General features: G+C 41.4%; 14 protein-coding genes. 4 read left to right on the top strand and 10 right to left on the bottom strand.

The annotated features are described in order from the left end of the window. The 10 genes from L5L97_RS16710 to L5L97_RS16665 form a co-directional block, all read right to left on the bottom strand. Nucleotides 1-231, bottom strand: a 231-nt coding sequence (locus L5L97_RS16710; protein ID WP_263183012.1) for a hypothetical protein, incomplete at its 3' end; no start/stop codon positions are given. Between the two features lie 723 nt (nt 232-954). Beyond that, entirely contained in the window at nt 955-1,299 is a 345-nt protein-coding gene (locus tag L5L97_RS16705; RefSeq protein WP_115014981.1) for an SMI1/KNR4 family protein, read from the bottom strand. 97 nt (nt 1,300-1,396) lie between these two features. Then, on the bottom strand, nt 1,397-1,780 hold the full coding sequence (locus tag L5L97_RS16700) for a hypothetical protein (protein ID WP_219253626.1): 384 nt from the start codon (nt 1,778-1,780) through the stop codon (nt 1,397-1,399). An 89-nt stretch (nt 1,781-1,869) separates the two neighbouring features. Beyond that, nucleotides 1,870-2,475 carry a hypothetical protein gene (locus L5L97_RS16695; RefSeq protein WP_263183010.1) on the bottom strand — a complete coding sequence of 202 codons (606 nt, stop codon included), beginning with the start codon at nt 2,473-2,475 and terminating at the stop codon, nt 1,870-1,872. Between the two features lie 66 nt (nt 2,476-2,541). Further along, nucleotides 2,542-3,471 carry a hypothetical protein gene (locus tag L5L97_RS16690; RefSeq protein WP_263183009.1) on the bottom strand — a complete coding sequence of 310 codons (930 nt, stop codon included), beginning with the start codon at nt 3,469-3,471 and terminating at the stop codon, nt 2,542-2,544. Between the two features lie 30 nt (nt 3,472-3,501). Further along, nucleotides 3,502-4,089: a GNAT family N-acetyltransferase gene (locus L5L97_RS16685; RefSeq protein ID WP_263183007.1), complete on the bottom strand. Its 588-nt coding sequence runs from the start codon at nt 4,087-4,089 to the stop codon at nt 3,502-3,504. A gap of 68 nt (nt 4,090-4,157) precedes the next feature. Next, nucleotides 4,158-4,964 carry a restriction endonuclease gene (locus tag L5L97_RS16680; protein WP_263183005.1) on the bottom strand — a complete coding sequence of 269 codons (807 nt, stop codon included), beginning with the start codon at nt 4,962-4,964 and terminating at the stop codon, nt 4,158-4,160. Nucleotides 4,965-5,499: 535 nt separating this feature from the next. Next, nucleotides 5,500-5,919, bottom strand: coding sequence for a GNAT family N-acetyltransferase (locus L5L97_RS16675; protein ID WP_219252640.1), 420 nt, complete (start codon nt 5,917-5,919; stop codon nt 5,500-5,502). Between the two features lie 83 nt (nt 5,920-6,002). Further along, a complete protein-coding gene (locus tag L5L97_RS16670) occupies nt 6,003-6,545 on the bottom strand; it encodes a DUF2087 domain-containing protein (RefSeq protein WP_263183003.1) in 543 nt (180 codons plus the stop codon). 422 nt (nt 6,546-6,967) lie between these two features. Further along, nucleotides 6,968-8,035, bottom strand: a complete 1,068-nt coding sequence (locus tag L5L97_RS16665; RefSeq protein ID WP_263183002.1) for a hypothetical protein — start codon at nt 8,033-8,035, stop codon at nt 6,968-6,970. A 159-nt stretch (nt 8,036-8,194) separates the two neighbouring features. On the opposite strand from L5L97_RS16665, the gene L5L97_RS16660 reads away from it, so the two are divergent. From L5L97_RS16660 to L5L97_RS16645, 4 genes are all read left to right on the top strand, one after another. Further along, complete coding sequence (locus tag L5L97_RS16660) at nt 8,195-8,458, top strand: DUF1496 domain-containing protein (protein WP_263183001.1); 264 nt, start codon at nt 8,195-8,197, stop codon at nt 8,456-8,458. Nucleotides 8,459-9,137: 679 nt separating this feature from the next. Next, complete coding sequence (locus L5L97_RS16655; protein WP_263182999.1) at nt 9,138-9,524, top strand: hypothetical protein; 387 nt, start codon at nt 9,138-9,140, stop codon at nt 9,522-9,524. After that, entirely contained in the window at nt 9,514-10,680 is a 1,167-nt protein-coding gene (locus L5L97_RS16650) for a hypothetical protein (protein WP_263182997.1), read from the top strand. The genes L5L97_RS16655 and L5L97_RS16650 overlap by 11 nt, the downstream gene beginning before the upstream one ends. 2 nt (nt 10,681-10,682) lie before the next feature. Then, the gene (locus tag L5L97_RS16645; protein WP_115334054.1) at nt 10,683-11,051 is read left to right on the top strand and encodes a hypothetical protein; all 369 of its coding nucleotides are present in this window, start codon (nt 10,683-10,685) and stop codon (nt 11,049-11,051) included. The last annotated feature ends 73 nt before the right edge of the window (nt 11,052-11,124 follow it).

Below are 11,124 nucleotides of genomic sequence, written 5' to 3'. Positions count from 1 at the left end.
TACAGTTTTCCCTTTATTTTTATAGGAATACAACTTCACTTGGCATTCGAAAATCTCTTTTGTAATCTTATTAGCTTCTGCCAGCTTCCTAACGATATAGCAAGACAGCATTACTCTTTTCTCTAAAGCAGCAAAGGAAGCTTCCCTCCAAGTCGTCTGATGCAGCTTGTTGTGGAAGAATTCGACGTTCTTCTGTAGGTCATTTTTCCAGTATTGTGATTCAGAGATCATTGCTTTTGACCATTAACGTTTGACATGAGCGGTGGCCGACCAGCGTAGCCGGTTGGACATCCGATCGATGGAATGGTTAGGTCTCTTTGCCACTTATCTGAAAGTCCAATTGAGCACGCCAGTTCCACCGTTCTTAACCCTGCCCGCGAAAGTCTCCGCACAGGAGGATGACGGGGATTCAAAAGACACTTCCTGCCCAGCACCGTCTGTAACCTTCATTCCGCAGGCGAGGGCTCCGTCCGCAACCGCGAACTGAACACCGTATGACTCACCGGCGCGGGGGAGAAACGAAGCCGTGAAGCTGCACTGGCGGTTCTGCGCCATTCGAGACTCTCCGTACAAGACCGCAAAGGTCAGCGGGGAGGCGGCCACAACCTTGATTGGGCCAATCTTCTCGACGGCACCCGTGAACTGCTTCGACTCAATCAGTGACCCTAGAGGCGACGGCGTGCAGTTCATGTCTTGGTATGCGAACACTCTGTACCCCTGCATAGTCGTCCCCTTGGACTCCGATCGAAGGTCCAGCGTCATAGTTGCAGATGGCGAATTCGTGGGAAGGCTGTATGTGGAAGCACACCCAACAAGCCACAGCAGGCCAGCGATTGCAATAACGGACTTCAAATCAACTCCTCATCTAGAGACCTAACGCCGCCATAAAGGGCGAGCGAAGCGAGTCCAGCCCACGGCCTTTTGTGGGCGGTCTTTGATGGCCTGGTTATGTGATTACTCTTCATCGTATTCAAAATCTGAAGCCACCCATTCACTAAAACTGCTACAAACAAACTCACTTAACTCAGGGTCCATGCTTCCATGATCTATAAGAGCAACTTTCGGATCTTGATCACTAAGTTTAAGAATAAATGCCATACCACCGCCATCACTACCGATATTAATATAGTCTGGAGCGTATTCCTTTGTTTGATAGCACTCATTTCTCTCAATAAGCATATCTGGCAAATAAAGGTAAACATCTCCGTCCAGCTCTTTGTCGAAGGACAAAAGGAATTGTCGATAGGTTTTAGGTAGAGTGCACCCAAAATATTTTTCTACTTCGACTATATGATTCATAATATTTTCACATAACGCCCGCAGCACGCGCGGCTTTGTAGTGAAGGCGGAGCTGCAACGAAAAGGCCGTCGCTATGCCTGCGATTGTTAGGCATTTCTACTTCCGGCCCCTCGAAATATAGTCGGCATATTCATCTTGAATCATAAACTCGTTCAATAACCTTTCAGATGATCCTGCGAATCGTTGCTCAATAAACTCTATCGCTTGGCCAAATGAAGTGAATGATTTGACCTCATTGGCATCCTCTAGCTCTAGGTCTGGATCTAGTGGACCAAACTCATAAATATTAAGGAATGATTCATCACCCAAATCAGCAGTTTCGTAAACTGAAACATCTATTTCGGATTTGGGACCTCGAACGCTTAGCCACTGAATACCAGCACGGCCATACCGTTCACAGCCACCAAGAAAGCACTCAACTGCTTTCCCTCGCTTAAGCGCCGACTCGGCTTCTTGAAGATTAAGGTATCTACGGCTCATTGTGTATGCCTAACTATAAGCGCACGCGCGCGAACCTTGGTGAGCGTCGCTGCGGCCGCAGGCCGCAAAGTGGCGCGCCTTGTTAGAGTTCATTGAGCAAGCCCTCGAATGAGGGGCTTTCGGTATTCAGGATCCTTCTCATTCCAAAACACGAAGCCCTCTTTCAAATCAAGATTGAAGAACGACTCGTAATAAGCATGTTCATCAAAGGGTTCGCCATCGCGACCAAAAATCTTAATCTTGACTGGCTCTTGCTCCATTTCAAGCGGTCCTTGATGCAGCGCTATTGCAGTGAAAATCTCCTCAAGCCTCATTTGACGCTTTGTATCTTTCTCGCCATATAGCTTGGCAAGAGCATTGATCAATCTGTCGCTTTCTGGTCCAGTTCGGATGAATACCACGCCTTGTCGATAGACATTTTCTTTCTTGAGTTTCATTTCTGAATCAAATCCGCTCTGGATGTTTTTGACAACTTCAACATCCATACCAACGACTTCACCAGAATATGTTGCCCGTAACCGGAGCCTGAAGCTATTGGCGCTCTCTGACCGTTCAACAATTCTTAGAACGCAGTCAACAAATCCCTCTTCGCTGTACTGATCAAGGATCGGATTTCCGTATGTATCTGTTTTCATTGGTGTAGATGACCATGCTAAATTGGATAAAAGTAAAAGTGACAGCAGTAACTTCTTCATAAACTCTAACGCCCAACTCAGCGGGCAATTGAAGCGAAGCGTAAATTGATCCGCTGCAGTTGCTTGTTAAGAAGCATTTTCAAGAAGCTCACTAGCAAGTGAATCAAAATCATATACTTTAACCACTGCAGGAAAGCCCATTTTTGATACGCGGTTCTTGATAAACTCCAAACGCCGCTCATCAAGATTGTCTGTGACTATAGCAAATATGAATGAGAACTCTTTCTTTTGGACTTCACTCAAACTGTTATAAAGTTCCTGCGCTCTATCTAAAGTTCGAAGAATCATTGAATCCATACCCATGCGCAAATCTCGCATGAACTTGACGTCGATTGCCGTAATCTGATTATCTGATCTAGCGATACCATCAAAAACATATCGATTTCTGCCAAATTCAAATTTCATATCGTTTTCAATTTTGACGCCTAGTTCGTTTTCAAGCTTTTCCAAAACCATTTTCTCGGCAATTTCTGAATCGCGCTTAGATGTTCGATGAACGACCCCCATGAGCTTTCTATGAAGCTCTCTAGTCTCTTTATTGCTAATTTTAGAGTTTTCCTCCGCCAATTGTATTGCCGCCAACAACGGATTCTCACACTCATTAGTTTGTCTGTATTCAGGAGTTCTTGGTTGTTGATTGGTTACTTCGGAAATATTCGAATCAGCATCTTCCAACTCATTTAAATCTTCGCTTTCACCTTCTGCTTCTACTCCAAGTTCTTCTATCTGATCCTTCAAAGATGCTTTCTGTAAAATATTTATAAAATGATCTTCATCTTTGAAGTCGCTAGGGGCATACAGGACTTTGTGGTTCCAGTTAAGAGTAATGAAAAATAGCGCAATCAAAGTGAATGGAAATAGCATCAGAAACCATATGTAAGTTGACTGTGCCCCTGCATCCAACAAAGGAAGAATAGCCGTACCGCTGATCTCTGCAGTACCAGCAAATATTGCAATAACGGTTAAGGGATTTTTAACTGTACCTTGTCCTTGCACGATACTCTCCTATGCTTCTTAACGCCGCAATCACGCGCTTGTCGCGTGCATTGCCTGGTTATGCTGTGCTGGATGGTCACTTACCAGTCGCCCATACATTGCCGAGTCAGAGACGATGCCGTTGACTTCCCAACGCTGCCTTAGCAGACCCTCTCGAGAAAATCCTAGCTTCTCTAGCGCTTTCGCGGAAGACTGGTTGTCTGGATCGATTTCTGCTTCAATTCGCCGAAGTCCCAATGAATTGAATCCGTACCGAATTAATGCCTCTCCCGCCTCACGAATGTAACCCTTCCCCCAAAAAGAACGGCTCAAACCAAAGCCGATCTCGGCACGTTTGGATTCTTTGTCGTAGCTAAACAACATACATTTTCCAGCCAATTCGCCTGTAGACTTCAGATACACGCCAAGTATGAGCGACTCTTGACGCCGCATCGAATCGTTACTTTCATTAATGAAGTCAATAGCATTCTGAATTGTTGTCCAAGGTGCAGTATTCCAATACCGCATAACCTCTGGATCAGAAAAAATCTCCAGTAGGCTAACCGAGTAATCAATTGCTAAAGGCTTCAATGTTAATCGTTCTGTTTCAATAACAGGGAAAAATAACTCTTTGGGCATTCAATCCTCCATTTCTACGCATAACGCCTAAAATCAGGTGCGCCGTAGGCGTCACCTGGATTTTCTTGTTAGCTGATTGTTGTGAGTTCATGAAGAGTACCATCTTTTCTTAAATGTAATTCTCTGTTTTCAAAAATCATATTCATATAGAAGGCGACGAGGTCGTCGCCCTTGAACTCACTCTTGCTTTCAAACTCTAGTGTTTTTTTGATTTTAAAATCGAGACCAGTTAATGCTGCAACTTTTTTATTTCTAAAAAATAGTTTGGTTTCTTCCTCAAAGTCCATTGATACTTCAGTTATATCCTTACTATGCCAGTCAGCTTCTTTGCACTTCTCATTGATAAAATCATACAAGGAAGTAGGACATGAACCTAATGATTGAATTGTTGCATCGTTAATATCAAGCGGTTCATCGCTGATAATGTCACCGATTAAATTTATATCATATGTGAACGGCACGTAATACTTAATAATGCAAGTCATATCTCTAGCTTTACCAGCCCAATCTTTATCTAAGGGCGCTCTAAGTTCAACTAAAGATATTTTTTTGTGCTTCGCAAACTTAACTGCATCAGGAGTGAAGCCAGATTGCGCAACGATAACTCCACGATCAATATTGCAGTCATCTAGTATTTGAGCCAACTTCATTATTGGATCTTTCGATACATTCGATTTGTAATACTTGCACTCAATCGCTGTAGTTATTTTTTTATCATCAGTCTCATGCTCTGTATACACATCTATCTGGTGCTCTACATCAGATACGCCCTTAACTTTGCAATTTCTTCCATAACCAATAATTTTTATATCATGACTCTTGCCGAGTGCTTCATAAATATATTTGGTTAGCTCTTCATAATTTTCCCAGTCCATGATGCTCTCTCGGTGTATCTAATCAGCTAACATTTTATTAGTGCGCATGCGCGTTTACCTCATTAGACCAGTGAAAACGCGCACAGTTAACTACCTGTATGCAAAGAACTTATCAGTTTTTTATCAAATACACCATCCGGAAAAACGCGCATGCGCGTTTTCCAAACCTATTAACTAATTTTGTAAAAATATATACAAATGATTTTAAAAGGTTTTGTTAATTTCATGCTGGATAAACGCGTAAAAAAATGAGCTTAAAAACACTCAAAAGCATCTAAATTTAAATACGACTGTACCCATACATTGTTAGTCGCTTTACGGTAGGGCCAAACATTCGTTAAATAGATGAGATTTTGTAGGGCAATTTATTCGTCCGTTTTCGACTCACTAAATGAATGCTAGCAAGCTTTGGGCATAAACGTGCCAGAACGGTTCGGCCTGACACGAGTATGGACCAGAGCTCGCGAGCCCGAAGCTCGCGCAAATGCCTGCATGATAAGCGTGAATCTGTCTATTCTAGAGTGATTCACTGAAACTAAACATTAAATTTTTTCATTAGAAAATATCTTGCTGGACTGCCAGAAAATTCAGGAATGACACCTGCAAGTTCAAAACCTATTTTTTGATAAAAAATTGGTGCTTGAATTGATAAGGTGTCCAATTGTGCTATTAGGCATCCTCTGTTTTTAGCTTCTAATTCAGCCATGAGCATCAACTCACGTCCTAAGCCTGCACCTCTATGCTTTTTAGCAACCCATACAACATCAATTAAAAAATTTCTGTATATGGTTCTACCTGATATGCCACCAATAAGTTGATCACTTTCATCTCTAGCGGTCAGCATCAACGGCTGTGCTGCTTCATTTCCTATTTGCTCATGAATATGTTCTCTAACACCTTCAATCAGCGCGTTAAAAATTGTTGGTTCTTGCTCATTTATCACTTGAAATTTCATTAACATACCTTAGCGTTAATCTATAACTCGTCATTGATTTTTGGTTAAAACTGGATTGGTGGTTTTTAATGAAGAATGTTGCTTCAGTAACCTGCCAAATCCTGCCAAATTTCGGTAAGTGAAATGAGTTCTTCAGGTGGTGTTGCTGCTGCTCGCCAATAATGCCGACCATCGCCGGTGCGCTTTAACAGCTTATGGTTACACAATTCTCGCCTAATAAGCGCGAAGTCAGCAAATCCAAGAAAACGCTTAATTACGCTATTAACGTCCTGTTCACTGTAGGATTGTTGGTACTGAAAACGGCACCAAAAAAACCATAAACTTTGATCTTGAAGGGCGCGTTTAGCTGGCCACGCTCTAAGGATGTAATTTGAGTCCATGAAAGGTTGTAGCTTTCGCGGAATCATAATATCAAGTTGTTTGGGTTTGTTTAATGTGGCCACATTATTTGTCTTTAACGCAGCATCACGCAAATGTTGGAAATTGGTATGTCCTGCCGACTGGGCAAGAATATTGAGCATTTCAAGGTGCGAAGGAAACCTTTCACAATTTTTAAATTGATTACGCAGATATTTAGCCAGCGTCGAAATATCTTCACAGCTAAAAGGGATGATTTGTTTCGTCATAGTGATACCCGTTTATGGGTGCCCACAATTAAGTTGTCTATTTGCAATGCAAACAGAGTCACGATCGCCGACCTACGACATAGGCACACAATATACAAAGTACCTTTATATTTAACGTTTCAGCAGGTTTAGCTCTACGATTTTTCGTAGCGGCGATGCCTAGGTGAACTGCCGACCAGCCCATATTATTAATTAACAAGATCAATATGACAAGTTTTTAATGTGACTTAAAAGCGGCTAAAAAACGAGAAAAATAATAAAAACATGACAGCGATTTTAAAAGCTTTCGAACTAGAAATCGTTCTCTTAAATAGCATATCCTGCCAGTGAATCACTCTGATGCAGAGTGATTCACTAGCTCTTTTTTGGACAAAAGCGTACTAGATTCCTAACTCTAATTCATGAGTTTCGGATTAATATTTCTATGGATTAATGCTTAAAGCAGTGGCGCTTGTTAGCTTTTCAGCAATAAGGTTTATCGTTTGCCTATGCATAAGGCAGTTTCCATTCCTTTGAAAAGTAAACTTTCTCGTTACAGGGTCTGTAAACACTTGAACGATCCCCTCTTGCTTAAACATCTCTGGGTCTATAGGGCGAGAGGCATAAGGATTATGAAAAACGATTAATCCATCTCTAATATTTTCTTTATGATCCTGAATAGTCGTTGATTTAAATACAGGCTTGCTTTCTTCGGTTGTACACCACACAGATTGAATAAACCTCTCAAGGTCAGAATTACCAGACATGGCCTCTACTTTTCCCCAAGTGGCTGTAGTACTCAACAAAATGGCACTAATTTCAGAGAATCCTGCATCTTCAAAAAATCCCAGTTGAATTTCAGAACCGTTGTCCTTTTCAACACTTCCTAAACTAATACCTGGAGGGCCATTAGGGTACAAATGAGGAGCATCATTATAGGCATCTTCATCCACATAATAATCATACAAAAGAGCCTTGATAGGTGTGTCATACTGATTATTAAAGTGTGGTTGTTCAAAAGGAGCTACCGCTAAAACAAAAGGCAAAGACTTTACATGTTCTAGCTTTGAGTATGAATTCTTATATTTCCTATGCTTAGAACATATTGAGTTTGACAAACGAATGATGGATTCTATATTCATCTCCCTAAACCTTCTTGGGACACCTTTGTTTAAATCCTTTTCCCACTCTGGAGTTTTTCCATCAGCCGCTGAGGCAATTGTAGCCTCGACGACAATTTTTTTACCATTAAATTCGACAACAAAATCAGGAGAGGGATGAGACCAATCCATTTTCAGACCGATCTCGCAAAATAATGCATAAAGATATATTTCCCAAAAAGTTGAATTAAATGTTGTCTGGAATTCCTTTACTAACTTTTTATCTCTATCAGGAAAGTCATTACACCAGCGTTGTAACTCAGCCCTATCTGAAGATTGCGAATCTCTTTGAATTTGTAAAAAATTCTTATGTAATTTGTGCATTGGGAATAATGGTGTAAATAGATCCATTTCTCAGAAACCTTGAGTATTTGAGCTAACGTTCCGCTAAAGGGCGAACGAAGCGAGTCCTAGTGAAAATCAATAATGACTATATTTTTAATAAAAGCTCATTTAGAATAAGCACTATATAGCCTTTTACCACTAACTATCTAAATAAAATGGATTTATATGAAAAAAACACTCCTTATTGTCTCATTTGCTATAGGTTTAGCCGCACCACTTTCTTTCGCTAATACAGATACGGCTAAGACAGTTATAGTACCAACTAAGCTTGATGAGATAGATGAAGGTACTTACTGTGTCTATAAAAATGAAATATATACCCGAGGTGCGCTAGTTGAAGTTGGTTCAAATATCATAGCATGTGCGCCTAAGCAAAGTAGCGGTAAAGTGATAAATGGTCAATATGCGTTAGGTTGGGTTAAACAGTAAATAAAGAACATTATATTTCGCTCAAAGTATGAGTCGCACTTCAAATGATGCTCTCATATCATTCAATTAATTTGCAAAATACTATTTTTATAATTGAGAACATCCTCTTTCTTCCTGTGCCATAACGTCTTAGTATTTATACGCTGTTTGCAGCGCATAAATACTAAGACGTTAACCGCTAAATGAACTTGGAGTCACAATGCTCAGTTCTACCGTGCAACACTCCCATATACCTTCTAGTCAACCGTGCAACGCTCCCATATACCTTTCCCAAACCAACAAAACGGTCTGCATACGAGCAATTAAGCCTTCATTTTGTTCACTAAACACCAAAAACTGGGCTTTGGCAGTTCCTATCGTGCAACCGTCCCATATGTTTAAGCAGTAATCGTGCAGCAAACCAATATGCTCAAAGCTTAAGCGTGCAACGTTCCCATATATGCTTGAGTAGTTGCGTTACATGTCACACTTAATATTCGTGACATGTAACGCTACCTAAAAAATTATTAAAAACCATTAACATACCAATTCAAAACTGCACCGACCTAATCTCACTTGGGATATTCACATCTAACTCTAGATATAAGGTGTTTGTCCAAATTGGGCAGTTTGACGTGCCATGCTCAGTGTATTACCACGGCAAAATAGCTCTGCGATCAACAAAGCTAAGGAGTTTCTTATGAAGCTAAATGGTATTGAACTGCTAACGCCAGTATCGGCACACGAACAACAAGAGGTTTGGGTAGTCAGGTTAGAACCGCCCGAACAGCCCGGAAATCGGGGGCTAGATGGCGATTTACTGTGGCCGGAGGTTTTACTCTGTAAAAGCAGAGAAGATGCACAGGAATTGGCTGAATTTCTAAGCAAAGCGGCGTTTGATGATTTAACCGCTTTCATGGCCGCAGAGATTGAAGATTTTACATTAGGCCTTTCGGATACAGACCAATATATCGTTGCTCTCTGTAAAAGTATCGATAGGTACAGATACGCTTGGTTAATAGAGCCTAGCATCAAAAGTATTCAGCAAATCGAAGTACTAAAGGAGGCCTTTGATCATGAGAAGTAAGCATTTATTGGGCGTGGTTGCTTTTACGTTGGTTGCTTACTCTAGTAACTTACTTGCTCAGGAGAGTGCAACCGTAGGGCAGAAATCAACGCAAGAAAAACGTTCACAGAAAGAAACAGCAATCAACGATGAAACCAGCATGGAAGTACAACGACAAAAGGGTGAAGAACAACGCAATGGTGAGGAAATACGGGATACCACTTCAACCTCGGTACGTGATTCGGACGAAACATCATCTCGGCGCCAGAATCAAATAACTAACCGTCTGGCGGTTAAAACAGCGCCTCTTGCAATGCTCAATGAACTGTTTACATACATAGAGAAAGGTCATTCTGCGAAAGGACGAACGGCAAATGTAATCAGGCATTGTGCGCTGCTTACAAAACCCAAAGCACCACAATTTCAAGATCTAGAACCTAAACCACTCGTAACCAGCGTTCAGGCTTGCATGGCGTGGAACAAGGAAAAAACGATGGGCCAGTGCCAGGTTGAGTTACACCAAGCAAACTTCAATTGGGCTACGACAGGTATGCCATCGTTTATCAGAGTACCATCAGACAGACTCATTGAAGATGGCGTATGTTGGGCACTTTATGGTCTTGTTGCCGAAGCAACTCTTGAAGATATATCCAATGGGATTCCACTCAACGGAAAAAATCCGTCTGACATCAAATTAGCCCTAGCAAACGCGATGGTCAAACAATTGGTTAGAAATGACCTGCCAGATAAAGCCCAAAAGATTGTGGAAAGGCAATTTGGGCAGAACTGTGTAATACCAACAAGTCGCGGTTATCGCTATGAGGGAAAATACGAGTGGTCGTGTGGCTCTTTTTCTGTTGATCCAAAAAATATCTCGGCTTCAATTGGTGAATTCACTCTGTTTGGGAAAGGAAACTCTCTATTTGGTGAGACCTGGGAGATGGAAACTTCACAAAGCCAGGACACGCTCTTTTCAGTATCGACTAATAGAGCAAACTCAAAAGAGGCATCAACGTCTGACGCTCAATATGAAAGCACAGACAACCGTTCATCTAAATCACGAAACCTGTCAATGAGAACGTCAGAGCGCTTGCAAACAGAAGAAGCATCCAACCTCAGCAACTCAACAGAAGCAAGTTTTACAGTATCTCAGCCTGGCATCAAAGGAGGTAACTAACAATGAAATCTGTACTTTATGGCATCATCATTGCCAGTCCAATCACAGCAATTATCATCTATTTTACCTTGTCCGGCAGACAGGAAGTTCTTATCCAACAGAAAACACATGAAGTTCAACAACAAATCCGTTCAGAAGAATTTCAGCGTAATTTCTCTAAAGCATGGACTGAATTTGACCGGCTCAATGAGCATGACAAAGCAACATTTTCGGCTGACGATGCTGAACGTGATGAGCGGATCAAAAAACTTAAAAAACTTCGTTCTCAACTGGAAGCATCTGATAGCCAATCAATGGATAGCCTTGAAACTGACCTAGCTGAAATGCGAAAGGCAATAAAGGAGGCTGAACACAGGAAAAACACAAAATAGTGAGACTATAAAATTTCAAATATCGGGCTACACTCCCCCATATATAATTTGTAGTAGCTCATATCTGATGGTT

Origin of the sequence: Shewanella sp. SM71 (assembly GCF_025653905.1) — a bacterium.
Classification (GTDB): domain Bacteria; phylum Pseudomonadota; class Gammaproteobacteria; order Enterobacterales; family Shewanellaceae; genus Shewanella; species Shewanella oncorhynchi.
This window is presented reverse-complemented; position numbering and strand designations above follow the sequence as displayed.

Coding starts and splice junctions, on each gene's coding strand:
- L5L97_RS16705 (WP_115014981.1), bottom strand. CDS start 1,299: ATGAATCATATAGTCGAAGTAGAAAAATATTTTGGGTGCACTCTACCT.
- L5L97_RS16700 (WP_219253626.1), bottom strand. CDS start 1,780: ATGAGCCGTAGATACCTTAATCTTCAAGAAGCCGAGTCGGCGCTTAAG.
- L5L97_RS16695 (WP_263183010.1), bottom strand. CDS start 2,475: ATGAAGAAGTTACTGCTGTCACTTTTACTTTTATCCAATTTAGCATGG.
- L5L97_RS16685 (WP_263183007.1), bottom strand. CDS start 4,089: ATGCCCAAAGAGTTATTTTTCCCTGTTATTGAAACAGAACGATTAACA.
- L5L97_RS16680 (WP_263183005.1), bottom strand. CDS start 4,964: ATGGACTGGGAAAATTATGAAGAGCTAACCAAATATATTTATGAAGCA.
- L5L97_RS16675 (WP_219252640.1), bottom strand. CDS start 5,919: ATGAAATTTCAAGTGATAAATGAGCAAGAACCAACAATTTTTAACGCG.
- L5L97_RS16670 (WP_263183003.1), bottom strand. CDS start 6,545: ATGACGAAACAAATCATCCCTTTTAGCTGTGAAGATATTTCGACGCTG.
- L5L97_RS16665 (WP_263183002.1), bottom strand. CDS start 8,035: ATGGATCTATTTACACCATTATTCCCAATGCACAAATTACATAAGAAT.
- L5L97_RS16660 (WP_263183001.1), top strand. CDS start 8,195: ATGAAAAAAACACTCCTTATTGTCTCATTTGCTATAGGTTTAGCCGCA.
- L5L97_RS16655 (WP_263182999.1), top strand. CDS start 9,138: ATGAAGCTAAATGGTATTGAACTGCTAACGCCAGTATCGGCACACGAA.
- L5L97_RS16650 (WP_263182997.1), top strand. CDS start 9,514: ATGAGAAGTAAGCATTTATTGGGCGTGGTTGCTTTTACGTTGGTTGCT.
- L5L97_RS16645 (WP_115334054.1), top strand. CDS start 10,683: ATGAAATCTGTACTTTATGGCATCATCATTGCCAGTCCAATCACAGCA.